The sequence below is a fragment of the Mycobacteroides sp. PCS013 genome (assembly GCF_049532645.1).
Classification (GTDB): domain Bacteria; phylum Actinomycetota; class Actinomycetes; order Mycobacteriales; family Mycobacteriaceae; genus Mycobacterium; species Mycobacterium gwanakae.
Window position 1 is genome coordinate 2215147 of the sequence record NZ_CP150131.1, and the last position, 24394, is coordinate 2239540.

A 24394-nucleotide genomic window follows, 5' to 3' on the forward strand; every position below is an offset into this window, starting at 1 on the left:
GCCCATGTCGGGCCGCAAGCGATACATGCGCGCAGGGGGCGTCGCGATCGCTCTTCTTGCGGCCTTGTGCTTCCTTGGCCCTGCCACACACGGGCAGATGTTCGGATGGCGAGCAGCCATCATCGGAACTTCGCCAGCATCGAACCTGCTGCCCGAGGAAGTCCACGAGCACGTCAAGAGTCCTATCAGCGCGACCGCTACACGGATCCGCCAGCAACCTGGCTCGATACCCGTTCCCGCCGCGTTCGTGATGACAGCACTGTTGGGCGCCACTCTCCTAGCGCTCTTGGTGTCGCGAGGCTTCGTGTTCTCACGCGCACCCGACAATTTGGGACGACAACGCCTTATCACCATTGGAATAGATCGACGCTGAGCAGTCGCCGTGACGGCAAAGAAGCCGCCATACGCGTCTCACCCACCCATCTATCCACTCTGTCGCGCACGCGCATCTAGCCGCAGCTGCAGCGACCCCTCTTCCCGATAGGGCTTACTGTCATGACGACTTCCGTCACCGAGCAGGCTTCGAAGCCGTCGTTACTGCAGAATCTGCGGCACGACCTCCCCGCCTCCCTCGTCGTTTTCCTCGTCGCGCTGCCACTTTCTCTGGGCATCGCGATCGCCTCCGGTGCCCCGCTGATGGCGGGTCTGATCGCTGCCGTGGTCGGTGGCATTGTCGCCGGTGCCATTGGCGGATCACCACTGCAGGTCAGCGGTCCAGCCGCCGGCCTGACCGTGGTGGTGGCCGAGATCATCAACAAGTTCGGCTGGCAGATGACCTGCCTGATCACCATTGGTGCGGGCTTGCTGCAGATCCTGTTCGGCCTGAGCCGGATCGCCCGCGCCGCCCTGGCCATCGCGCCGGTTGTGGTGCACGCCATGCTCGCCGGCATCGGTGTGACCATCGCTTTGCAACAGGTCCACGTTCTCATGGGCGGCTCATCGCGCAGTTCCGCGTGGCAGAACCTGAAGGCGCTGCCCCAGGGGATCATCAACCACCATCTCCCCGATGTGATCATCGGCGTCATGGTCATTGCGATCCTGTTGCTCTGGCCCAAGCTGCCGCCCAAGGTTCGGATGATCCCCGGCGCCCTAGTGGCGATCGTGGCCGCGACCGCCTTCGCGGTCCTGACCAACTCCCCGGCCGAGCGGATCTCCCTGTCGGGCGACTTCTTTGACGCGATCAGCTTCCCGACGCTGATCGGTCCGGCCGACGGAGACTGGGCCGGAGTGCTTTTGGGCGTGCTGACCATCGCCTTGATCGCCAGTGTCGAGTCGCTGTTGTCCGCGGTCGCCGTCGACAAACTGCACACCGGTCCGCGCACCAACTTCGATCGCGAGATGATCGGCCAGGGCAGCGCCAACGTGGCCTCGGGCTTCCTGGGCGGATTGCCTGTCACCGGCGTGATCGTGCGCAGCTCGACCAACGTGGCCGCGGGCGCCAAGACTCGCGCCTCATCCATCCTGCACGGCGTATGGGTGTTGCTGTTCGCCTCGCTGTTCAGCAGCGTGGTGCAGCTCATTCCCAAGGCCGCTCTAGCCGGTCTGCTGATCATCATCGGCGTCCAGTTGGTCAAGTTGGCCCACATGAAACTGGCCTGGCGCACAGGCGATCTGGCGGTCTACGCGGTGACCATCGTGTCCGTCGTGTTCCTCAACCTGCTCGAAGGCGTGGGCATCGGACTCGTCGTGGCCATCGGCATCCTGGTGGGCCGGGTCATGCGGGCACACATGGACGCACGTCCGTTCGGCACCGAGGGATCGCGACAGTGGCATGTCGAGCTCGACGGCACCCTGAGCTTCTTGTCGCTGCCCCGACTGACCAAGACGCTCAGCACGGTTCCCCCCGGCGCGCACGTCACGCTCGCGATCAACGCCGACTACGTCGACCACGCCATCTCGGAGGCCATCTCCGACTGGAAGCGCGCCCATGAGGCTGCCGGCGGCACCGTCATGATCGTGGAGTCTTCCCACGCCAAGTTGCACCACGCCCACACCACCCGGCCGCAACGGCATTTCGTTTCGCGCGCTGTCGGTCTGGTGCCGTGGCGGTCGTGGCGACGCAGCGACAACGACGGCGTGGGCGCATCGATCATCGATGGCATCAACGAGTACAACAGCCGCGGCTCGGGTGCGCTGCGACCGCACGTATCGGAACTGGCCGACTACCAGGATCCCGATGCACTCTTCCTCACCTGCGGTGATTCGCGCATCCTGCCCAATGTCATTACGGCAAGTGGACCGGGCGACCTGTTCACGATCCGCAATGTCGGAAATGTGGTGCCCACCGATCCCGCCGATGGCTCGGTAGACGCATCGCTGGACTTCGCTATCAACCAACTCAATGTGAGTTCGGTTGTGGTGTGCGGACATTCCTCATGTGGCGCGATGAAGGCACTGCTGTCCGAGTCGACCGATGCGCCGACCACTCCGGTCGGACGCTGGCTCGACTATGCCCGCGACAGCCTCATCGCCTTCCAGGAACACCACCCCGCGCGCGCCAGCGCGGAGGCACACGGGTTCAACGAAGTCGACCAGCTCGGTGTCGTGAATGTGGCGATCCAGGTGGAACGCCTTATCCACCACCCGATTCTGGCCGGGGCCGTGGTGTCCGGACGGGTTCGCGTGGTCGGCACGTTCTTCAACATCGCCGAAGCGCACGTCTACGAGGTGGACGAGAACGGGATCGTGGGCCAGGACGGCAACACGAACGACATCGTGGAGGACCCGGCGCCGGCAACCAGCTGAGCGGCGACGCCTACAAAGGGGCTCCCCCACGTAGGTGCTCGAAGATCAATGACGTCTGCGTGCCCGCGACATCGGGCTGTGCGTTGAGTTTCTCAACCACGAAGGACCTGAGGTCCTCGGTGTCGCGGGCCGCCACGTGCAGGATGTAGTCGTCGGCGCCCGCCAGGAAGTACACGTCGATGACCTGTGGCAGCTGACGTATGTCCCGGATGAAGGTACGGATCTTTCCGCGCGCGTTGGCCTGCAGACTGACCGAAATCATCGCTTGCAGAGGCCGTCCGACGGCGGCCGGGTCGACATCGGTGAAGAATCCACGGATCACCCCGGTTTCCTGCAGGCGCCGGACCCGCCCGTGACACGTCGACGCCGCGATCCCCACGGCCTCGGCAAGCGCACTGTTGGGTATACGTGCATCGTCATGCAGTTCCCTCAGAATGCGGCGATCGACGTCATCAAGATCCACGCGCCGAACATCATTCGGTGCGGTTGGCATGTCGTACCGAGATTCCGGTGATTTCGCGGTCATTGATGGAATGTACCGAATCTTCCACATAATTATTGCGCCTTTCCCGACGCTTCTTCACACTTGAACACGAGACTTAGTTCCGAAACAGGAGAAGCATCATGCGTGTAGGTATCCCTACCGAGATCAAGAACAACGAGTACCGCGTAGCCACCACCCCTGCCGGTGTGGCCGAGCTGACCCGCCGTGGCCACGAGGTGATCCTCCAGGCCGGCGCGGGTGAGGGCTCTTCGATATCCGATGTGGACTTCAAAGCCGCGGGCGCGCAGGTTATCAACGGTGCCGAACAGGTCTGGGCCGAAGCCGATCTGCTCCTCAAGGTCAAGGAACCGATCGAGCCCGAGTACGCCCTGATGCGTCGCGGCCAGACTCTCTTCACCTACCTGCACCTGGCCGCATCCCTGCCCTGCACCGAGGCGCTGCTGAAGTCGGAAACCACGTCGATCGCCTACGAGACCGTGCAGACCGCCGACGGCGCACTCCCCCTGTTGGCCCCGATGAGTGAGGTGGCGGGGCGGCTCTCCGCACAGGTCGGTGCCTACCACCTGATGACCCCGGTGGGCGGCCGCGGCGTGGTGATGGGAGGCGTTCCGGGCGTCGGCCCCGCCGATGTGGTCGTCATCGGTGGAGGTGTCGCTGGGTACAACGCCGCGCGGATTGCCGCCGGAATGGGCGCCCATGTCACGGTTTTCGATGTCAACCTCAACAAGCTGCGCGAGCTGGATGCCGAATTCGGTGGCACGATCCGGACCCGCTACTCGTCCACCATGGACCTCGAGGGGGCCGTCAAGCGGGCCGACCTCGTGATCGGCGCGGTGCTCATCCCCGGCGCCAAGGCGCCCAAGCTCGTGTCGAATTCACTTGTAGCGCAGATGAAGCCCGGCTCGGTACTCGTCGACATCGCCATCGACCAGGGCGGTTGCTTCGCCGACTCGCGGCCCACCACCCACGACGAGCCAACCTACTCCGTGCATGACAGCGTGTTCTACTGCGTGGCGAACATGCCCGGCGCCGTACCCCGCACATCCACCTTCGCCTTGACCAACGCCACCATGCCGTACGTCTTGGCGTTGGCGGACAAGGGCTGGCAGCAGGCCTGCCGACAGGATGCCGCACTGGCCAAGGGGCTCTCGACACACGAGGGCGCCCTACTCAACGCCCACGTCGCCGAGGATCTCGAGCTGCCCTTCACCGATCCCGCAGAGGTCCTCGCCTAGCGCGGCTCGCCCTGTTCGTAGCTGACAAACGAGATAACGTTGCCGTCCAGGTCACGGACATGAAAATCCGTTCCACCCCAGGGTTGTTTGGCCGGGGCCTGGACGACCAGCGCACCACGGCTGCTGAATTCGTCGAAGAGTGGCCAGACGTCTGGCACTTCGATCCCACCCAGGATCAAGGATTTTTCCGAGGCCGCAAGCTCGGCGAAGTTCGGTCGGCGAACAAAACGTAGGTGCAGGCACACCTGGTCTCGCGACACACCGCCCTAGAACGGCGGCGTCCCGTGCAGGAAGTCGACGGCGAATCCGAGTGCCGTTCCGAAGTACTCCGCACTCGCAGAGACGTCGCGGACGAACAAGACCGGAACAAAGGACTTCAGATTCATCTGGTCCTTCAGAGCCCTCCTCTGCCGGTCGGGTCCGTCCTACACCGCGGTCTCCGCGGTGAGGTCGTTGGTCCACGTCGGTGTCTTGATCTTCTTGCGGTACGGCACTTTGTCGTTGAACTTGTTCACCGCACGACCCACCTTATGCAGAGGATGATCGAAGTCGGTGAAGTAGGTGCTGTTGACGATGGGGTAACGCAGCACCCGGAAGACAGGCAACCGGCTGGCATTGCTGCTCTTACGACCGCCTGATTCGGCATAGCGATCGAACGCACGCTGAATCAGAATCGTGTCGATACCCATGTTTCGCATCGCGTCACCCACGCGGGTCAGAAAGCCCGCGAAGCGGATGACGTGAGGATTGGCCAAGCCAACCGCGCGCACGATCGTCACCGGCTTGAGCAGCGGCGCCACATCCTCCACCAGCATCCGGGAGAACTTGCGGGTGCCCAGCATGTCCATCACCGCGAAACCAATTGCCAAATGCCGTGATTCGTCGGAGTTGATCTTGGCGAACACCTCATGGAACAGCGGATCCTCGACCTCGCCGGACAAGAATTTCAGGACGGCGCCGTCGAGCCCGACCTCGAAGAACGGGATGACAGTGGCCATGTAGACGAACGGCAGTCGGCGGTCACCGAGGTTGTCGAACCCGCGCAGCGCCTGCAACAGGGCCTTGATATCGCCGGACTGCGGCGGAACTTCGCCCTCCTCGAGCATGCCCCACCGGCGCATCAGCGCGATCTCGGCATTGGCGTGCCGCTGCTCCTCGGCATGAAAGTAGCTGTAGATCTCACGCAACGTGTCGCTGGGCGCGGTAATACCCAGCGTGCCCATCATCCGGCCACCGATGTGCTCGATCCACACCAGATCCGACATGAACTGCTTGAGGTCGTCGAACTGCTCCGGGTTGATGGTCTCGGCCCCAGGCTTGTCCCAGTCGAAGTCCGCCAGGGTCCACTGCCTGGCCTTGATCTTGACCAGGACATTCTCAAAGAACTCGTCGTTCTTCGAGATGTCCTTGGTGTTCTCTCTGGTCAGCTCGTCCGGGAGCACTGCGGTCATTGGGCTACCCCTAACTTCGTCGAATTGGCGGAAATGAGTTCCTGCTGGGTAAGAATCTTGTAGTCGGCGGCATCCAGATCGGCCAGCGCACGCCGGAATTCGCTTGTCGTACCAGGGAAAAGCTCACTACCGACGGTTTCAGTGGGCTTGTACCAGCGGAACGCGCCATCGCGCCAGGTGGTTCGATCGAATCGCCGTATCGCGCGCGCCTGCTCACGCTCCAGGGGCTCTCGGCGCACCTCGATGGAGACGAAAGCCAGCGAATCAACCAGAGCCAGTGACGCTGTCACATAATCGATTTGCGCCTCGATATGCGACAGGCCCGCCAACGCGTTGGAGCCGGAACCCGGACCGGTGAGCAGAAACAGATTGGGGAACCCGGGCACGTTCACGCCGCGGAAGGCCTTCGGCTGGGAACCCCATTGCTCGTCCAGCGTGGAGCCGTCCACCCCCTTGATGGAGAACGGCGCTTCGATCAGCACCTCGGGGGTATCGAGCGCGAAGACCAGACAGTCGGCCTTGTGAGTCATGGCATCGGCCGATCGCACTCCAATGGCGCTCACTCCGGTGACGGGCCACGGAACGAGCTTGCAATTGTCTTGCTGCAGAGCCGAATAGAACTCATCGGAGAACAGAATCCGGCGGCTGCCCGCACGATAGGCCGGAAGCAGGTTGCGGCGTAACCAAGGATCCTTCACATTGCGGTTGAGGTGATTCTCGGCCACCGCCTCGACGAACCGGGTGCCCACTCCCCGCCACACCAAACCCCGGCGCAGCGCCTCATGCGAACGGCCGGCCACCCGTCCCGCAATGGATCCCGATGCACGCGAAAGCAGCCGCCCGGCCGTGCTCGACGATTCTCCACCCCAGCGTGGCAGCACCCAGTCCGGAGTGCGCTGAAACACCCGCACCCGTGCCGCCTTCTTGACCAGTTCGGGCACCACATGCACGGTGCTGGCGCCCGCCGCGATCACCGCCACATTACGGCCGGTGAAATCGAAGTCCGGGTCCCAGTCCGCCGTGCTGAGCACGGGGCCGTCGAACTGCTCGATACCGTCGAGTTGCGGTGGCACCGGCGATGTTCCAGCGCCAACCGCCACGATGACGCGTCGCGCGAAGATCGATTTCTTACCCGCCACCGTGATCCGCCAGGTGGCCTTCGCGGGTTCGTACGCAAGTGCCGTCACCCGATGCCGCAGTCGCAGCACCGGCTCGAGGTTGTGCCGCGCGATGAGGTCACGGTGATAGGACAGGACATTGTCACGGGTGGCCCACACCGAACGGGCGGATGTGTTGGGCGAAAACGCATACGACTGCTGTACCGCCAACTCGTCGCCGGCGACGGAAGCGAAGGTGTTGCGCCGCCAATAGCCGCCCACCTCGGACGCCTGCTCGAGAACCAGCAGGCTTTCCACCCGGGCCTGGCGCAATCGAGCCGCCATCCCGAGTCCGGCCATGCCGGCTCCAATGACCACTACGTCAACAGGGTTATCGACTGCCATGTGCGCGGTTACCACCCTCATCTTCGTTGACGAATTGCTAACTTACGTCAACGCTAGCAGGCCGAGGGTGCGATACGACAAGAGCTGAGTTAGTCACATAAATTATGAATGTGTGATTTGCATCACACATTCATGCGAGTGCTCCGGCTACGAGGACTTGACCTGCTCTTCGAGTACGCCCTGGTAGCGACGCATACCGGCAATCCACCGGTCGTAATCGGCGCCCTTCTGCCGGTACATGTCGAGCACCTGCGGGTGCGGTAGCACCAGGAAGTTCTCGGCACGTACCGCATCCAGCGTGATCCTCGCGACGGCCTCGGGTTGCAGTACGTCCCCGGCGGCCGTGATCGAGCTACCGGCCACCTTGGTCGCGGGATCATCGGATTGCGTGAGACCGTCAAGCAAGGGGGTCTTCACCCCCATCGGGCATAGACAGCTCACCCCGATCCCCTTGTCGCCATATGTGATCGACAGCCATTCGGCAAAACCGACGGCCGCGTGCTTGGTCACCGAATAGGCCGGCGAACCGAGCTGGGTGAGCAGCCCGGCAGCAGAAGCGACCGACACAAAATAGCCGCGCCCGCGCTCCACCCATTTCGGCGTCAGCAAGGTTGCCGCCCGGATATGTGCGCGCAGATTCACATCGAAAGCGAGGTCCCAAGCGGCCTCGCCGATATCCAGTCCCAAACCACAGCCAATGCCCGCGTTGGCCGCGTAGAGATCGACGGGGCCAAATTCCTTCTCCGCCAAGGCGATGAGGGCCTCGATATCGGTGCTCGAGCTGGCATCGGCACGCTGTCCGATGATGCGGCCCACCCGCGCCGCGGCAGTAGCCGCCACAGCATCGGCATCGATGTCCGCGGCCACGACCCTGGCTCCGTCATCCGCCAGACCCCAGGCGAGGGCCTGTCCAATTCCCGAACCGGCTCCGGTGACGATGGCGACGCTGCCGTTGATGTCCATGCCCGAACCCTATTGGATGGCGAAAACCCCGACCGCAGCAGCCGCGACGACGAACAGGCCCGCGAGAAGCCATGCCGTTCGGCGCGGATACCGGGTGAATCGCTCCCAGGTGACCGCGGCGGTCAATCCCACCATCCACGCCAGGTGCGCCGAGGGCGCGACGGCCATCGTCAGCATCATCGCCCAGCAGGAACGGATGCACGCCCACCCGCTGATTGCTCCGAATCGCATGAGGCCCTTGGCCGCCGGCCAGCCGTCCGGGGGCAGTGGTAGCGAGCGGTGGCATTCGCCGAGCGCCCGACACTTCATCGGAGTGAGCTGCCACATCGCCGTCAGCAGGAGCACGCCCGCGAACAACCACCACCGGTTGACGTTGCCGGCGGCAGGGAGCGCCAGGGTGATGATCAGCCCGACCACCGTCCACATTGCGAGCCAGACCGCCGCATAGAGAATCAGCGCACGCCCACGGCCCCGTGGCACGTTCTGCTCGACGTACCGGATCGCGGGAAGTGTGGCCGGTCCCATCATCGCGATGGTCATGACAATCCAGGAGACGATGGCGATCCACAACGCGGGCTGATGCACCACCGGCGTGGCCATCGGCGCCATGTTCGCGTGATCCATGCCGTGCATATGCTCGGCCATGGGCGCTTGCTTGTGGGCGGTGGCGTGCTGCGGGAGGAACGCGAAACCCAACCACGACAACAGAATTATCGCGGTCGCGATCCCGGTGTATCTGCCAGCCGCCAGTTCTCTGACGCGCTGGATCGCGTTGGCGGCCATCAGTAAGAGAATATCTTGCCGACGCGCACCTAGCTCGCGGATTCGATCATCGTTCGCAGTGCGCGCGGCAGCGTCCGCTTGGATCGGTACGGACCGACTACGGCCGCACCGGCTCGGCCGCTGAGCAACTGCCGGGCGATGCCATTGACTTCGTCGACCGTCACCGCCTGGATCTTGTCCAGGGTCGCCGAAATCGTGCGGTGCTTACCGTTGTTCAGTTCGCTGCGGCCCATTCTGTTCATACGAGACGCCGAATCCTCAAGCCCTAGAACAAGTCCGCCAGAAAGCGCACCCTTGGCCCGTTCGATCTCCGCCGCGGTGAATCCGCCCTCGACGACCGACCCCAGTACTTGCGAGGTCACCTTGGCCACCTCGTCGAAGCGCTCCGGTGAGCAGCCCGCGTACACCGACAACGCTCCGGTATCGGAGAAGGTGTCCACCGTCGAATAGACCGCGTACACCAGTCCACGCTGCTCGCGAATCTCTTGAAACAGGCGGGAACTGAGCCCGCCACCCAACGCACTGTTGAGCACCGACAACGCCCAGCGGTACTGCCAGCCACGTCCGGGGGTACGCACGCCCAGCGACAGGTGTACCTGCTCGCCGTCCCGCGAAACCAACTCCAGCCCCGGTGTCGCGGTGACTCGACCGCTCCCCTTACGGGGCGCCACCGTCTTCACCGAAGAATCCAGATGCGACTTGAAGTACTTGCGCGCCAAGCGCACTACGCGATCGTGCTCGATGTTCCCGGCCACGGCCAACACCATGCGCTCGGGCCGATACCGGCGGACGTGAAACGAATGCAGCTGGGATCGCGTCATCGTCGATATGGATTCCGAGCTGCCGAGCACACTGCGGCCTATCGGATGATCTCCGAACAGAGCCCCGAGGAATGCCTCCCCCAACAGGTCCTCGGGGTCGTCGTCACGCATCGCGATTTCTTCGAGCACGACATCGCGCTCGACCTCGACATCCTCACTGGCGCATCGTCCGCGCAGCACCACATCGGCCACCAGGTCGATCGCCAGCTCCAGATCGGAGTCCAGCACGTGTGCGTAGTAGCAGGTCTGCTCGCGCGCGGTGAATGCGTTCAGCTCACCGCCGACGGCGTCAATCGACTGTGCGATATCGGCCGCCGACCGTGTGGGCGTCGACTTGAACAGCAGGTGTTCGAGGAAGTGTGCCGCACCGGCGACACTGCGCCCCTCATCGCGTGAGCCGACGTCGACCCACACGCCGACGGACGCCGAGCGCACCGAGGGCATCGCCTCGGTGACTACTCGGAGACCACCTGGAAGGACCGTGCGACGTACGGCGCTCGGAACGCTACTCCGCGACGGCATCTGCCGGCTTGGCCTCGGCCGCACCGTTACTGTCGGCGGAAGCATCCGCGGCCTCGTCGTCGCCGACGGGGACCAGAGAGATCTTGCCGCGGTTGTCGATGTCCGCGATCTCGACCTGAATCTTGTCGCCGACCTTGACCACGTCCTCGACCTTGGCGATCCGCTTGCCCTTGCCGAGCTTGCTGATGTGCACCAGTCCGTCGCGGCCCGGAAGCAGCGACACGAACGCACCGAAATCAGTTGTCTTGACCACGGTTCCGAGGAAACGCTCACCGATCTTGGGCAGCTGCGGGTTGGCAATGGCGTTGATCTTGTCGATCGCGGCCTGCGCCGCCTCACCGTTGGAGGCGCCCACGAAGACGGTGCCGTCATCCTCGATGGAGATGCTGGCGCCGGTCTCCTCGGTGATCGAGTTGATCATCTTGCCCTTGGGCCCGATCACCTCACCGATCTTGTCGACCGGCACCTTGATGGTCGTGATGCGCGGCGCGTACGGGCTCATCTCGTCGGGTGCGTCGATGGCTTCTGCCATCACCTCGAGGATGGTGGCGCGGGCGTCCTTGGCCTGCGACAGGGCGGCGGCCAGCACCTGCGACGGGATGCCGTCGAGCTTGGTGTCGAGCTGCAGCGCCGTGACGAAGTCCTTGGTGCCGGCGACCTTGAAGTCCATGTCACCGAAGGCATCTTCGGCGCCCAGGATGTCGGTGAGCGCAACGAAGCGACGCTCGGTGGTGCCGTCGGCCAGTTCGATGTCATCGGACACCAGGCCCATGGCGATACCGGCGACGGGAGCCTTCAGCGGCACACCGGCGTTCAGCAGCGACAGCGTCGAGGCGCAGACCGAACCCATCGAGGTGGATCCGTTGGAGCCCAACGCTTCGGAGACCTGACGGATGGCGTACGGGAACTCCTCGACGCTCGGCAGCACCGGCATGAGCGCACGCTCGGCCAGAGCGCCGTGACCGATCTCGCGACGCTTGGGCGAGCCGACGCGACCAGTCTCACCGGTCGAGAACGGCGGGAAGTTGTAGTGGTGCATGTAGCGCTTCGAGGTCTCCGGCCCCAGCGAGTCGATCTGCTGGGCCATCTTGACCATGTCGAGGGTGGTGACGCCCATGATCTGGGTCTCGCCACGCTCGAAGAGCGCGCTGCCGTGTGCCCGCGGGATCACAGCGACCTCGGCGGACAGTGCGCGGATGTCGGTGACACCGCGGCCGTCGATACGGAACTGGTCCTTCAGGATGCGCTGGCGCACCAGCTTCTTGGTGAGCGAACGGAATGCCGCGCCGATCTCCTTCTCGCGGCCATCGAAGCCCTCCTGCAGACGCCCCAGAACCTCGACCTTGATTTCATCGGTCTTCTCGTCGCGCTCGGCCTTGCCCGCGATGGACAGCGCCTGCGACAGCGGCTCGGTGGCCACGGCAGCGACGGCGGCGAATGCGTCGTCCTGGTAGTCGGGGAACAAGGGGTACTCCCCGACAGGCTTGGCGGCCTTCTCGGCCAGCTCCTGCTGCGCGGTGCACAGCGCGGCGATGAACGGCTTGGCGGCCTCAAGGCCCTCGGCGACGACGGCTTCCGTGGGAGCGCCGGCTCCGCCTTCCACGAGTGCGATGACGTTGTCGGTGGCCTCGGCCTCGACCATCATGATCGCGACGTCGTCGGCGGTCTTACGACCGGCGACGACCATGTCGAACACGGCCGTCTCCAGCTGCTCGATCGTCGGGAACGCGACCCACTGGCCCTCGATCAGGGCCACCCGGACACCGCCGACGGGGCCGGTGAAGGGCAGCCCGGCGATCTGCGTGGACGCCGACGCGGCGTTGATGGCCAGCACGTCGTACAGGTCGGCGGGGTTCAGGCTCAGCACCGTCACCACGACCTGGATTTCGTTGCGCAGCCCGCTGACGAAGGTCGGGCGCAGCGGCCGGTCGATGAGACGACAGGTCAGGATGGCGTCGGTGGAGGGACGTCCCTCACGGCGGAAGAAGGATCCGGGAATCCGGCCCGCGGCATACATCCGCTCCTCGACGTCAATGGTCAGCGGGAAGAAGTCGAAATGATCCTTGGGGCTCTTGCTGGCGGTCGTGGCCGACAGCAGCATGGTCTCGTCATCCAGGTAGGCGACGACAGAGCCAGCGGCCTGCTGTGCCAGCCGTCCGGTCTCGAACCGGATGGTGCGGGTGCCGAAGGTCCCGTTGTCGATGGTCGCGGTGGACTCGAAAACGCCTTCTTCAATTTCTGTAACAGACATAAGTTCTGGAATACCTCTCATACATTCTCAGTGAGCAGCACGTGGCTGCATTGGGCATGCGTGCCATCACGCGGTCAGCGCGCGGACGTACCAGCGCGAAGTGGACCCGGAAGGTGATCGGCCACGGCCGTTCGATCGAAGCCGCCGGGGAATCGATGAGTACAAGCGTCGAACCCGGCAGCCACTACCGAAGACCGCCCGTTACCCGGCGGGACCAGCATGACAACCCAGACACCCTATCACCTGCGGCGTTTGCGGCCATGCACCTTGATCAGGGCAGTTCCTCCACGCATACGGTGAAGTTACGGTCGACGTACGGGTAGCCAAGCCCGGTGATGCATTCGTCGGCGGTCGAGACTTCCTGCAGGACTTGAGTGACGCGCTTCTTGTTCTGAGCGTTGACGTCGTTGCAGTCGACCCGCACCGGGTCACCGTCCCATTTGTCGGGGACGCTCATGCAGCTGCCGACCACCCAGTCGATGTCCAGGCACAGAGCCTGACTCTTGCGACCGAATCCGCGCTTGGCGTAGTAGGAGGAGTCGGCGTCGCGTGGACAGTCCGCATCGGTCGCCGCCTTGGCGAAGACCTTGAAATTGGACTGAGGACTGCCGCACGGTTCCTTGACCAGCTTGGCGTGCTGATCGGTGCCGCTGAGATTGACGCAGTCACCAACGGCCAGGCCATCGGTGGCCGATGCCATCGAACACGCCGACAACACGACCGCACCGACAACGACAACGACAAGAGCGACAGATACCGCGCCTCGGATTCCAGAACGACCCAGCCGAGGAGAAGACAAAGTCAGCGGCGCAGACCCAGGCGCTCGATCAGCGAGCGGTAGCGCGCGACGTCGACCTTGGCGATGTACTTGAGCAGCCGGCGGCGACGGCCGACCAGCAGCAGCAGACCACGACGGCTGTGGTGATCGTGCTTGTGAGTCTTGAGGTGCTCAGTCAGATCGACGATGCGCTTGGTCAGCATCGCGACCTGGGCCTCGGGAGAACCGGTGTCGGTCTCGTGCAGCCCGTACTGGGTGAGGATTTCTTTCTTCTGCTCGGTAGTCAATGCCACGGCAAGCTTCTCCATCACTGGGGTTCGCGTCGAATGTTTCTGGCGGGCCACCGCGAACTGCAGCTCACACCGGTGTTGGAGTGTACCGGCGGGCTAGCCTCGCGCCAAAATCGTGCGAGCTTTCTGGGCATCGCGCCCCATCTCGTCCACGAGTGCGTCGACCGAATCGAACTTCTCCATGCTGCGGACCCGCGCCACGAAATCCACGGCGACATGCTGGCCATAGAGGTCCGCTGCGGTGTCCATGATGAACGCCTCGACGGTGCGCGCCTTGCCGGAGAACGTGGGGTTGCTCCCCACCGAGACGGCCGCCTGATAGCGCTCACCCGGCACGACGGTTCCCATGGTGGGACCGTGCCCGAGCAGCGTGAACCAGGCCGCGTATACCCCGTCGGCGGGAATGGCGGCGAACATCGGCGGCGCCACGTTGGCCGTCGGGAAGCCCAGTTCCCGCCCGCGACCGTCACCTCGGACCACGACGCCTTCGACGCGGTGGGGACGGCCCAGTGCTTCGGTGGCCGCCACCATGTCGCCGGCGTCAACGCAGGATCTGATGTACGTCGAGGAGAACGTGACCGCATGCTCGGTGACAAGAGAGACAGCGTCGACCTTGAAGCCGAATCGCTCGCCCGCCTTCTTGAGCATGTGGACATTCCCGGCGGCCTTCTTGCCGAAGGTGAAGTTCTCCCCGACCACCACCTCGGCCACGTGCAGACGCTCGACCAGCAGCTCGTGCACGTATCGCTCGGGCGAGAGTTTCATGAATTCAGGGGTGAACGGCACCACCAGGAAGACATCGACACCCAGTTCCTCGGCCAGCTCGGCGCGCCGGGTCAGGGTTGTGAGCTGGGCCGGATGGGTTCCTGGGAACACCACTTCCATCGGGTGAGGATCGAAGGTCATCAGGACGCTCTTGAGATTGAGCTCGCGCGCCGCTTTCACCGCACGCCCGATCAGTTCGGCGTGACCTCGGTGTACTCCGTCGAATACGCCGATCGTCAGAACGCACCGACCCCAATCGGACGGGATTTCGTCTTGCCCGCGCCAGCGTTGCACGGCATAAAGCCTACTTCGGAAGATGCGAGAAGGCCGACTTGGCTTTCGGGACGCGGCGGCTGGTTAGGCTGAGCATCCCTTGGCGCCTGGTTAGGCTAAGCATCGTGAGCCCCACTCGATCCGACCGACCCGCCGGATCCGCCGACACCGACCTGACGACGGTTGCCCAGGATTACCTCAAGGTGATCTGGACCGCGCAGGAGTGGTCGCGCGAGAAGGTAAGCACCAAGATGCTGGCCGAACGCATGGGCGTGTCGGCGAGCACCGCCTCCGAGTCGATCCGCAAGCTCGCCGACCAAGGTCTGGTGGATCACGAGAAGTACGGCGCCGTGACGTTGACGATCCAGGGCCGCAAGGCCGCGGTACTCATGGTCCGCAGGCATCGGCTGCTGGAGACCTATCTGGTCAACGAACTCGGCTACGGGTGGGACGAGGTACACGACGAGGCTGAGGTGCTCGAGCACGCCGTCTCGGATCTGCTGCTGGCCAAGATCGACGCGAAGCTCGGTCACCCGCAGCGCGATCCGCACGGCGACCCGATTCCCGGCCCCGACGGGCAGGTGCCCACTCCCCCGGCTCGCCAGCTGTCGGACTGCGCCAACGGTGACACCGGCGTAGTGGCCCGGATCTCCGACTCAGATCCTGAAATGCTGCGCTACTTCGACACGGTGGGCGTGGCATTGGATGCCCGGGTGACGGTCGACGAACGACGGGACTTCGCCGGAACCATCTCGGTGTCGATTGACAGCGCCGGACCAGACAGCGGCGAGAAGAAGCTGGAGCTGGGAAACCCTGCAGCTCAATCGATTTGGGTCGTACTCGACTGAAATGACCGACCACGCGGCGTGTGAGTGCCTCCTGTGTGTCGACTACGGCGACCGCCACGACTACAACGACAGCGATCGCGACATCATCGGCAGCGTCACCGAATACGGTTGGAGCGCACTGGGAATCGGCCCCACCTCGGCGGAGGAAAGCCCACCGTTCGCCTACACCGTGGGACTGTGGCACACCATGCGCCTGCCCGAGCTGGCGATCTACGGCGTCAACGACATCACCATGATGCAGCGTGCTCTCAACGCAGTCGCCAAGCAGGCACAGGAAGGCCGGGTGCTGCAGGTCGGCGAGACGTTCGAGGATGTGCTCGCCCTGCCGGCCGTGGACGACTACCAAGTCAAGCTCTCGCCCATCGATCCGAGTTGGTATGACAACGAGTTCGGGTTCGGGCTGTGGTTCAACCGGACGAACCGCGTGCGGTACCTGCAGATCCTCTGGCCCGATGGCGAGGGCCGGTTCCCCGGGAACCCCGAGCTCGATCCGCATTTCGCCGACCGGCAGCCGCTGATGTGGATGCCCAGGGAGTTGCATCCGCCAAGCCGGTGGATCCGCGGCTGACTGACCGCTACAAATTCGCCGGACGCAGTACCACCACCGACGTGGTACGAGAACCCTTATCGGCCAACAACGCGATGACGCGACTATCGGCATCCACCGCCGCGTAGGTCCCCTCGATGCCGGCCGCCGCTAGCGGACGCCCATTGCGCACCGCATCAACCTCCGCTGCATCCAAGTCACGTCGGGGGAATCCATCCCGGCAAGCGGTGTCCAGATCCAGTGTCAACGTCGCATCGTCGGCGAGTTCGTCGAGTGTGCGCGCCCGCTCCAGCGAGAAATCACCAACCCTGGTGCGCCGCAATGCTGTCAGATGCCCACCGACACCCAGCGCGGCCCCCGCATCACGGGCCAGCGCCCGAATGTAGGTCCCCGAGGAGCAGTCGACCTCCACGTCCACGTCGACATAGCCATCGCCCGGCCGCCGCACCACCAACACATCGAACCGCGAGATGCTCACGGGCCTGGCCGCCAGCTCGACGGATTGCCCCTCGCGCGCGAGCTTGTACGCGCGTTGCCCGTCCACTTTGATCGCGCTCACCGAGGACGGCACCTGTTCGATGTCCCCGCGCAGCCGGGCAACGGCCGCCTCGATATCCCCATCCGTCAGATGAGAAGCCGAAACAGTTTGCAGCACCTCACCTTCGGCGTCATCGGTGCTGGTGCTCTGCCCAAAACGGATGGTGGCCGCGTATGACTTGGTGGTTAAAGTCAGCAGTCCCATGATCTTGGTGGCGCGTTCGATACCGATCACGAGGACCCCCGTGGCCATCGGATCGAGAGTGCCCGCATGCCCGACCTTGCGCGTGGAAAACAGCCTTCGGCAGCGGGAAACCACGTCATGGCTCGTCATCCCGGCGGGCTTATCGACAATTACGAGGCCCGCACGGCTCAAGGGATCGGTCACGGCACCACGATGGCGGTCAAGATCAGACCCTTGTCGATGATCCACCGGCCGTCGAACGTCGAGAGCACGCTGCTGTCGTTGGCCTTACCGTCCACCAGGATTCGTGAGGTGAAGGTCCCGTCCGGGTCGAGCGTGATGTGGGCGTCCTCGAAGCCGAGCCACCGCGTTGTCAGTGGGAACCACGCCTTATACGTCGTCTCCTTGGCGCAGAACAGCAATCGATCCCAATGCGTGCCCCCTGGCAAGGCAGCGAGTTCATCGCGTTCGGCCGGAAGGGTGATCGATTTGAGCACTCCGTTGGGCAAGACGTCATGCGGTTCGGCATCGATCCCCACCGAACGCACTTCGCCTACGCGGCCCACCACCGCGCCGCGAAATCCCTCGGTGTGCGTCATGCTGCCCACCACTCCGTGGGGCCACAATGGCTGCCCCTTGTCCCCCTTGAGGATCGGAACCTCGGGCACGCCAAGAACGGACAGGGCCTGCCGCGCGCAGTACCGCACGGTGATGAATTCATTGCGCCGCTTGGCCACCGACTTGGCGATCAGCGGCTCCTCCTCCGGCAGCGGTGTCAACCCCGGTGGATCCTCGTACAACTCGGCCGAGGACAGCACATCGGGAACCACCGAGGCGATCAACTCATCAGTCACTGGCGCGCTCCTTGGCAAGCCGTTCACGGAATCGCTTGGCCGACACCCTCATCTGTTCGGTGATCTCAAAATGACCGCCGAACTCGTTGAGGTATCCGGGTGGATAGTGCGGGACGGGAAGGATCTGCCTGAGCCACGAATACGGTTTGCGCTGGGCCCATTCCCGCGGATAGCCAACCGATACCTCCTCGAACCGGACATCGTCATACCAGGTGGTCCGCGGGATGTGCAGATGTCCGTACACCGAACACACCGCGTTGTAGCGGGTATGCCAGTCCGCGGTCTCGGTAGTTCCGCACCACAACGAAAACTCCGGATAGAACAGCGCATCACAGGGTTCACGCACCAGAGGAAAATGGTTCACCAGGACTGTCGGCGTCATCCAGTCCAGATCTTCCAGTCGCTTCCTGGTGTACCGCAACCGATCCCGGCACCATGCATCGCGTGTCGCGAAAGGCTCACTGGAGAGCAGGAACTCGTCGGTCGCCACGACGTTGCGATCGCGGGCGATCTTGAGACCCTCGGCTTTGGAGTTGGCCCCCTCCGGCAGAAACGTGTAGTCGTACAACACGAACATCGGCACGATGGTCGCGGGACCACCTTGTTCCACCCACACCGGATACGGATGCTCGGGGGTGACGACGCCCATCTCATCGCACATATTGACCAGATAGTCATAGCGAGACTGCCCGAAGATCTGCATGGGATCACGCGCGGTCGTCCATAGTTCATGGTTACCCGGCACCCAGATCACCTTGGCGAACCTGCGCCGCAACAGATCCAGCGCGCCCCGGATGTCATCACTACGCTCGGCCACATCACCGGCGACGATCAGCCAGTCCTCAGGCGAGGCCGGATGCAGTTCCTCGAGAACAGACTTGTTGGCCGACTGCCCGACATGCAGGTCGCTGATCGCCCACAGCCTGGGCTCCCGTTCCTGCGTCATCCGGCCAATGTACCTACAGGTTTATCTTGCAACTCTGTCCCACGTCTAGAACTCGCAACGCACGTCCGCTTCCCACCCAGAATGCGCAGGACAGCGCCAGGTCCGTCAAGAGCCCGTCATCGAGGTGCTCGTGGGCTCGCGCCCAGAACTCGTCGTCCTCACGTAATCCGACATGATCGGTCGCGAAGCGATGCGCGAATTCTGCCGCGATCCGCTCGGCGTCGCTGTATCGCGGCGAAGTGCGCCACTGGTCGGCGTCCGCATAGAAGTCGGCGTCCAACTCTCCGCTCTGAACGAAACGGGTGTTCTGGCAGACGGAGCATTCGTTCGCAAAGGCCACAGCCATACGTGCGAGTTCTCGTACCCCGATCGGAAGCCGGCTGCGGTTGTAGACCGCATCCGAAAATCCGGCGAAGCCGGGCGCCATCTCGGGCGAACCCATCAACCAGCCGGCCACATCGTCGTCCGCGTAATTCCCAATTCGTGCCATGGCGTCACGATACTCCCGGACTAGAACGTGTTCTAGTGTTTTCGATGTTCCGTATGAGATAGACACGCGGCTAGACTTCGGCGCACCGCGGCCGATCAGATTGAGGTGAATTCGCATGGCCCAACGGGCAGGCGTAGTCCGAGCTGGATTCTGCGTTGCCCTGATGGCGCTGACGCTGGGCGGCTTCGTGGTCTGGCGTACCGCACCGTCAGAGCACACCACCAGCGCACCCTTCCAGCTGCGGTTCTCCACGGCACCGATGACCGGACCCGCGAGCACAGGGGCCGCCACCACCACGATCAAATGGCCGGTTGTATCGGTCACCGATCCGCGCCCCTTTGATCCCTGTTACGAGATCCCCAGCTCGGTCATCGCGGCCGCGGGCCTTGACCAGACGCCACCCGCGCCCGAAGAGGGGCTGCGCTGCCGGTACGACTCGCGCAACAACTATCAATTGGCTGTCGAGGCGGTCGTGTGGCGCACATATGAGGACTCACTGCCGGCCGACGGCGTGGAGACAACCATTCAGGGTCACCGCGCTGCCGAGTACAACATCATGAAACCCACAGACTGGAACAACCAGTGGTGGGTGTCCTGCATGATCACCTTCAAGACCAGCTATGGCGTGGTCCAGCAGTCGCTGTACTACGCATCGCAGAAGTACTCCCCTGACGGCCCCGGTTGCCTCGTGGAAAATCGCCGGGTCGCAAACATTCTCGCGCCCGCCTACAAGTTCTGAGATCAGATCGGTCAGCCGCGCGCCGCGATGCGTGCCTGTACCTCGGGTCGCCGCAACGGGGGCACCGTCTTGGGTGGCTGACGCCGCGCAGGCAGCACGGCGAGCAGCCGCATCGTCGTGGCCGTCACCTCCGCCACCGCATGCTCGAACGCTTCCCGGTTGGCATCGGAGGTCTTCTGAATCCCGCTGATCTTGCGGATGTACTGCCGCGCCGCCGCCTCGATCTCCTGGTCGGTCGCGGCAGGTTCCAACCCGCGTAGTTCGGTGATGTTCCTGCACATACCTACGACAGTAGAAAGACAATTCCGATGACGCCATGCCCCACCCACCGGTTAGTTCACATGCGCGTGTATACGTAAGTCATGCCAGTGACGTCATCGGAGCCGTCTAGCGCGCTACGCGAACGCATCGCGGCCGCCGCGCACGAGGTTCTCGCCAGCCATCCCCCCGCTTCCACCCCTGTTACCGAGCTGCTGGGCGCCGTCTACGACGCGGGCCTGGCCTGGGTTCAGTTCCCGGTCGGCCTCGGCGGCCTCGACGCGCCTCCTGCGCTCCAGTCCGTTTCCGACACCATCCTGCGCGCGGCGGGCATGCCAGACCCGTTGTTTATCAACGTGATCGGCTACGGCATGGCAGCACCCACGGTGCTCGCGCACGGGCAACCCGCGCTGACCCAGCGGATTCTGCGCCCGCTGTTCACCGGTGAGGAGCTCTGGTGTCAGCTGTTCAGTGAGCCCGGGGCCGGTTCCGACCTCGCGGGCCTGGCCACCCGCGCGATACGCGACGGCGACGAATGGGTCATCAACGGCCAGAAGGTGTGGACCTCTGGCGCCCATCAGGCACGCTGGGCACTGTTGGTGGCTCGCAGCAATCCCGACGTGCCCAAGCACCGGGGCCTGACCTATTTCGTGGTCGATATGACCGATCCGGGCGTCGAGGTCCGTCCGCTGCGCCAAATGACCGGAGATGCCGAGTTCAACGAGGTGTACCTCACCGATGTCCGCATCCCGGATGCACATCGGCTGGGCAACGAGGGCGACGGCTGGCGAGTCTCGATGACAACGCTGATGAACGAGCGCAGCGCGCTGGGCGGTGCGTTCGACCACGGTCGCGCCGGCGGATCGATCGGCAACGCACTGAATCTGTGGAAGCAACGCCCCGACCTACACACCCCCGAGCTGCGGGCCAAGCTGACCAACCTGTTCGTGCGCTCAGAGGGAAACCGCTATGGCACCCAGATGAGGATCGCCGCCCAGGGCGATGCGCCCATGGGTCCGGAGGGGTCGATCGGCAAGCTGATGGGCGCGGAGCTCAACCAGCAGATCTACGACTTCTGTGTCGAACTGCTAGGCATCGAGGCGACTCTGTACGCCTCTTACGACATGCGGCGCGTCGTCGAGGACGACCGCCGTGCCGACACCATGTGGGCCTTCCTGCGGTCCAAAGCCAACACCATCGAGGGCGGCACCTCCGACGTGATGCGCAACATCATCGGGGAGCGCGTTCTCGGGTTACCGGGCGATATCCGGGTCGACACCGACAAAGCATGGAAAGAGGTGCCCCGTGGCTGAATTCGAGTTCACCGAAGAGCACGGAGACCTGCGTTCGCTGGTGCGTAGTTGGTGCGAACGGGTCTGGACACCCGAGCATGTACGCCAGATCGCCGATGCCGGCACCATCGACCTGGAGGCCTGGCACGCCCTCGGATCCGAGCTGGGTGTCGTGGGACTGAGCCTGCCCGAAGAATATGGCGGCGGAGGCCTGGGCGTAATCGAATTAGCCATCGTCGCAGAGGAATTGGGACGAGCGTTGGCGTGTCTACCGTGGATATCGAGCGCAGCACTCGGCGCCGCCGCGCTGGTGGCCAGCGGCGACGGCGACGCACTTACCGAATGGGTACCCGCATTGGCCTCCGGCGACAAGACGATCACGCTGGCCGGAGGGCGAACCCGGCTCGCCGACGCCATCACAGTGTCCGCTGAATCCGACGACGACGGATGGAAGCTCACCGGCGACGCCGAGCACGTTCCAGACGGCGCCACCGCGGACGTGATTCTGGTGCTGGCCGATACCGACTCGGGTCCAACCCTTTTCGCGGTCGACGGGAACGCGCCGAGCGTTGATCGGCATGCCCTGGCCACCCTGGATCTGACCCGGCGCCAGGCCAACATCCACTTCGACTCGACTCCCGCACGGGTGATCGGCGAAGTCGGGAACGGCGCCTCGGCCGTATCACACGCGCTGGACGTTGCCGCCACCACGCTGGCGGCCGAACAGGCCGGTATCGCTGCCCGCATGCTGGACGTGACAACCGAATACGCCAAGTCCCGAATTCAGTTCGGACGGATCATCGGGTCGTTCCAGGCCGTCAAGCACCGCCTCGCCGATATGGCCGCGGCCGCCGGGAATGTGCGTGGCGCTGCCTATCATGCGGCATGGTCACATGACGACCCAAGCCTTGACGACCCTGCGCTGGCCACGAGCATCGCCCAGCAGGTAGCGTCCGCGGGAGCGGTAGAGGTAACCGCCAAGGCCATTCAGAGCCATGGCGGCATCGGATTTACCTGGGAACACCCGGCCCACCTGTATTACAAACGGGCCGTCAGCAATTCGGCACTCTTCGGAGGCCGTGCCGTCCACGCCGAACGTATCGCCAAGGAGGTTATCGACGCATGACCGAACAAATTCTCTTGACGCAGACCGAAGACCGGATCTGCACCATCACGCTCAACCGTCCGCAGGCCCGCAATGCGCTGAGCAAGGCGCTCGGCGACGAGATCGTCAAGGCCGTCACCGCTGCCGACGCCGACGACAACGTCGACGTGATGATCCTGACCGCCGCCGACCCGGTGTTCTGCGCAGGTGTCGACCTCAAGGAGTTGGGCAGCGGCGATCGGGCCGACACCCTGGACCCGTGGTGGCCGGAGCTGTCCAAGCCGGTCATCGGTGCCATCAACGGCGCCGCCGTCACCGGCGGCCTGGAGCTGGCGTTGGCCTGCGACATCCTGATCGCCTCCGAAAAGGCTCGTTTCGCCGATACCCATGCGCGCGTTGGCATCCTGCCCACTTGGGGGCTGACCACGCTGCTGCCGCTGTCGGTCGGACGTGGCCTGGCGCGGCGCATGAGCCTCACCGGCGACTACCTCTCGGCCGAGGACGCGTTACGAGCCGGCCTGGTCACCGAGGTGGTTGCCCACGAGGACCTGCTGCAAGCGGCCAAGCGGCTCGCGGCGACCATCGCCGGGAACAACCAGCCCGCGGTACGTGAGCTCCTGGCCTCCTACCGGCGCATCGAGTCCGAGCTTGTCGGCAACGGCCTGCAGGTGGCCCTGGACGACGCGCATCGGTGGATCGAGCAGAATTCCATCGCCGAGGGTGTCGAGGAACGTCGCGCCGCGATCATGGCGCGCGGGCGTAGCCAGAACTCCTAGCGGTCCAAGCGGTACAGGGCAATCCGACGGTCCGGCCGAATATCGAACTCACCCAGGAGCGTCCAACCGAGTCTGTCCAGCGCCTTCCGCATCGGCACATTCGACACCGACGGCTCGATCATCATCCGGCGGCAGTCGACATCAGCGTGGTGCACCGCCGAGGGCAGCAGCCGCATCCACTCCGACACAACACCTCGACCCAGATACCGGGTGTCTGCGGTCGCTACGTGGAGGCCGATGTCATGCGCGTGCGCGCCGTAGATCCGCGCGATCTCATCGCGAGCAGCGCGGTACAGCTCGACGTACCCGATCTCGATTCCGTCCACCGACAAGATGCAGGGCAGGGAGTAGTGTCCAGCCAGCCGGTATGAGGCATCCTCCCGCCATTGCTCAGCCGACCAGGATTGTTCCCAGGTTTCGACCAGGTGAGGTCGAGCAAACCACTCGCTGAGCATGTCCGGATCCGTGCCTTCCGGATCAACGGGGCGCAACCCGTAACGGGTGCCCTCAAACGAGGGCAACGGCGGAGGGCCCGCATCGACGACCTCGGCAGCCACATCGGTGATCTCTCGCCCGATTCGATAACCGGTGGGACTGTTCATCGGCCCGAGTGGCTCCGTTCGATCGATGGCCCTAACTTAGGTAAGCCTATATTCTAGGAGCATCCATCGAGGCGATCTTTCAACCCCTACATCAGGTGCGGCGTTTCCTTGTGGACTTTGTGGTCGTGGTGCACCGTGCCCCCGACTACCGCGAATCCGAGCCCCGCGGTGACCAGTAACGCAATGGCCGCGACCATTCCCCAGCCGTGATGCCCGGAGGCCAACGCCGCCAGCCCCAGCGCGGTGATCGTGACCGACACCAGCCCGAGGAAGTAGCCGGTCCACACGGCAAATCGATCAAGGTTCATTTCGAAACACCTCCTCATCCAGCG

General features: G+C 64.1%; 27 protein-coding genes. 9 read left to right on the top strand and 18 right to left on the bottom strand.

The features are described from left to right. Positions 1-97 precede the first annotated feature (97 nt). Together RHO23_RS10905 and RHO23_RS10910 are read left to right on the top strand one after the other, a co-directional pair. The gene (locus RHO23_RS10905) at positions 98-373 is read left to right on the top strand and encodes a hypothetical protein (protein WP_423489213.1); all 276 of its coding nucleotides are present in this window, start codon (positions 98-100) and stop codon (positions 371-373) included. A gap of 122 nt (positions 374-495) precedes the next feature. After that, complete coding sequence (locus tag RHO23_RS10910; RefSeq protein ID WP_030093911.1) at positions 496-2745, top strand: SulP family inorganic anion transporter; 2250 nt, start codon at positions 496-498, stop codon at positions 2743-2745. Between the two features lie 10 nt (positions 2746-2755). Here the strand turns inward: RHO23_RS10910 and RHO23_RS10915 are convergent, their stop codons facing one another. Further along, positions 2756-3271, bottom strand: a complete 516-nt coding sequence (locus tag RHO23_RS10915; protein WP_046254118.1) for an Lrp/AsnC family transcriptional regulator — start codon at positions 3269-3271, stop codon at positions 2756-2758. Between the two features lie 98 nt (positions 3272-3369). Here RHO23_RS10915 and ald point away from each other — a divergent pair, with 98 nt between their 5' ends. After that, positions 3370-4485: an alanine dehydrogenase gene (gene ald, locus RHO23_RS10920; protein ID WP_423489066.1), complete on the top strand. Its 1116-nt coding sequence runs from the start codon at positions 3370-3372 to the stop codon at positions 4483-4485. On the opposite strand, the gene RHO23_RS10925 is transcribed toward ald, so the two are convergent. The 10 genes from RHO23_RS10925 to RHO23_RS10970 form a co-directional block, all read right to left on the bottom strand. Then, positions 4482-4643, bottom strand: coding sequence for a VOC family protein (locus RHO23_RS10925; protein WP_423489067.1), 162 nt, complete (start codon positions 4641-4643; stop codon positions 4482-4484). The two genes, ald and RHO23_RS10925, sit on opposite strands and share 4 nt — an antisense overlap. A gap of 267 nt (positions 4644-4910) precedes the next feature. Continuing rightward, positions 4911-5936 carry a hypothetical protein gene (locus RHO23_RS10930; RefSeq protein ID WP_030093915.1) on the bottom strand — a complete coding sequence of 342 codons (1026 nt, stop codon included), beginning with the start codon at positions 5934-5936 and terminating at the stop codon, positions 4911-4913. Further along, positions 5933-7453: a flavin-containing monooxygenase gene (locus tag RHO23_RS10935; RefSeq protein WP_064409132.1), complete on the bottom strand. Its 1521-nt coding sequence runs from the start codon at positions 7451-7453 to the stop codon at positions 5933-5935. The genes RHO23_RS10930 and RHO23_RS10935 overlap by 4 nt, the downstream gene beginning before the upstream one ends. Before the next feature lie 132 nt (positions 7454-7585). Further along, positions 7586-8401: an SDR family oxidoreductase gene (locus tag RHO23_RS10940; RefSeq protein WP_423489068.1), complete on the bottom strand. Its 816-nt coding sequence runs from the start codon at positions 8399-8401 to the stop codon at positions 7586-7588. Positions 8402-8410: 9 nt separating this feature from the next. After that, the gene (locus RHO23_RS10945) at positions 8411-9184 is read right to left on the bottom strand and encodes a DUF2182 domain-containing protein (RefSeq protein ID WP_078353743.1); all 774 of its coding nucleotides are present in this window, start codon (positions 9182-9184) and stop codon (positions 8411-8413) included. A gap of 29 nt (positions 9185-9213) precedes the next feature. Then, positions 9214-10527, bottom strand: coding sequence for a M16 family metallopeptidase (locus tag RHO23_RS10950; RefSeq protein ID WP_423489069.1), 1314 nt, complete (start codon positions 10525-10527; stop codon positions 9214-9216). Continuing rightward, on the bottom strand, positions 10511-12778 hold the full coding sequence (locus RHO23_RS10955) for a polyribonucleotide nucleotidyltransferase (protein WP_030093920.1): 2268 nt from the start codon (positions 12776-12778) through the stop codon (positions 10511-10513). Before RHO23_RS10955 ends, RHO23_RS10950 begins: the two co-directional genes overlap by 17 nt. Positions 12779-13049: 271 nt before the next feature. Beyond that, entirely contained in the window at positions 13050-13478 is a 429-nt protein-coding gene (gene lppU / locus RHO23_RS10960; protein WP_070921541.1) for an LppU family putative lipoprotein, read from the bottom strand. Between the two features lie 101 nt (positions 13479-13579). Next, positions 13580-13849, bottom strand: coding sequence for a 30S ribosomal protein S15 (gene rpsO / locus RHO23_RS10965; protein WP_030093922.1), 270 nt, complete (start codon positions 13847-13849; stop codon positions 13580-13582). A 93-nt stretch (positions 13850-13942) separates the two neighbouring features. After that, positions 13943-14905, bottom strand: a complete 963-nt coding sequence (locus RHO23_RS10970; RefSeq protein WP_030093923.1) for a bifunctional riboflavin kinase/FAD synthetase — start codon at positions 14903-14905, stop codon at positions 13943-13945. A 104-nt stretch (positions 14906-15009) separates the two neighbouring features. Here RHO23_RS10970 and mntR point away from each other — a divergent pair, with 104 nt between their 5' ends. Further along, positions 15010-15732, top strand: a complete 723-nt coding sequence (gene mntR / locus RHO23_RS10975; protein WP_264922726.1) for a manganese-binding transcriptional regulator MntR — start codon at positions 15010-15012, stop codon at positions 15730-15732. A gap of 1 nt (position 15733) precedes the next feature. After that, the gene (locus RHO23_RS10980; RefSeq protein ID WP_264922728.1) at positions 15734-16300 is read left to right on the top strand and encodes a DUF4262 domain-containing protein; all 567 of its coding nucleotides are present in this window, start codon (positions 15734-15736) and stop codon (positions 16298-16300) included. A gap of 7 nt (positions 16301-16307) precedes the next feature. Here RHO23_RS10980 and truB read toward each other — a convergent pair whose 3' ends face one another. Genes truB through RHO23_RS11000 form a run of 4 tightly spaced genes read right to left on the bottom strand, consistent with a single transcriptional unit; the run spans position 16308 to position 19290 of the window. Next, positions 16308-17204 carry a tRNA pseudouridine(55) synthase TruB gene (gene truB, locus RHO23_RS10985; RefSeq protein ID WP_264922729.1) on the bottom strand — a complete coding sequence of 299 codons (897 nt, stop codon included), beginning with the start codon at positions 17202-17204 and terminating at the stop codon, positions 16308-16310. Next, entirely contained in the window at positions 17201-17842 is a 642-nt protein-coding gene (locus tag RHO23_RS10990; protein ID WP_423489214.1) for a 4'-phosphopantetheinyl transferase family protein, read from the bottom strand. The genes truB and RHO23_RS10990 overlap by 4 nt, the downstream gene beginning before the upstream one ends. A 4-nt stretch (positions 17843-17846) precedes the next feature. Continuing rightward, the gene (locus tag RHO23_RS10995; RefSeq protein WP_057968892.1) at positions 17847-18800 is read right to left on the bottom strand and encodes a metallophosphoesterase family protein; all 954 of its coding nucleotides are present in this window, start codon (positions 18798-18800) and stop codon (positions 17847-17849) included. 13 nt (positions 18801-18813) lie between these two features. Next, complete coding sequence (locus tag RHO23_RS11000; RefSeq protein WP_057966146.1) at positions 18814-19290, bottom strand: carboxymuconolactone decarboxylase family protein; 477 nt, start codon at positions 19288-19290, stop codon at positions 18814-18816. Between the two features lie 115 nt (positions 19291-19405). Between RHO23_RS11000 and RHO23_RS11005 the strand changes: the two genes are divergently transcribed. Next, positions 19406-20029: a DUF3558 family protein gene (locus RHO23_RS11005; protein WP_423489070.1), complete on the top strand. Its 624-nt coding sequence runs from the start codon at positions 19406-19408 to the stop codon at positions 20027-20029. An 11-nt stretch (positions 20030-20040) separates the two neighbouring features. Here the strand turns inward: RHO23_RS11005 and RHO23_RS11010 are convergent, their stop codons facing one another. Next, the gene (locus RHO23_RS11010; RefSeq protein ID WP_057966148.1) at positions 20041-20310 is read right to left on the bottom strand and encodes a DUF2277 domain-containing protein; all 270 of its coding nucleotides are present in this window, start codon (positions 20308-20310) and stop codon (positions 20041-20043) included. Positions 20311-20391: 81 nt separating this feature from the next. Between RHO23_RS11010 and RHO23_RS11015 the strand changes: the two genes are divergently transcribed. From RHO23_RS11015 to RHO23_RS11025, 3 genes are read left to right on the top strand one after another with little or no spacing between them, the layout of a single operon-like run. After that, positions 20392-21600, top strand: a complete 1209-nt coding sequence (locus RHO23_RS11015; protein ID WP_064409138.1) for an acyl-CoA dehydrogenase family protein — start codon at positions 20392-20394, stop codon at positions 21598-21600. Next, positions 21551-22705: an acyl-CoA dehydrogenase family protein gene (locus tag RHO23_RS11020; RefSeq protein WP_070917394.1), complete on the top strand. Its 1155-nt coding sequence runs from the start codon at positions 21551-21553 to the stop codon at positions 22703-22705. Before RHO23_RS11015 ends, RHO23_RS11020 begins: the two co-directional genes overlap by 50 nt. Continuing rightward, positions 22702-23460: an enoyl-CoA hydratase gene (locus RHO23_RS11025; RefSeq protein WP_064409140.1), complete on the top strand. Its 759-nt coding sequence runs from the start codon at positions 22702-22704 to the stop codon at positions 23458-23460. The genes RHO23_RS11020 and RHO23_RS11025 overlap by 4 nt, the downstream gene beginning before the upstream one ends. On the opposite strand, the gene RHO23_RS11030 is transcribed toward RHO23_RS11025, so the two are convergent. Together RHO23_RS11030 and RHO23_RS11035 are read right to left on the bottom strand one after the other, a co-directional pair. After that, the gene (locus RHO23_RS11030) at positions 23457-24062 is read right to left on the bottom strand and encodes a GNAT family N-acetyltransferase (RefSeq protein ID WP_064409141.1); all 606 of its coding nucleotides are present in this window, start codon (positions 24060-24062) and stop codon (positions 23457-23459) included. The genes RHO23_RS11025 and RHO23_RS11030 overlap by 4 nt on opposite strands. Before the next feature lie 86 nt (positions 24063-24148). Then, positions 24149-24370, bottom strand: a complete 222-nt coding sequence (locus RHO23_RS11035) for a membrane protein (protein WP_030093939.1) — start codon at positions 24368-24370, stop codon at positions 24149-24151. Positions 24371-24394: the final 24 nt, after the last annotated feature.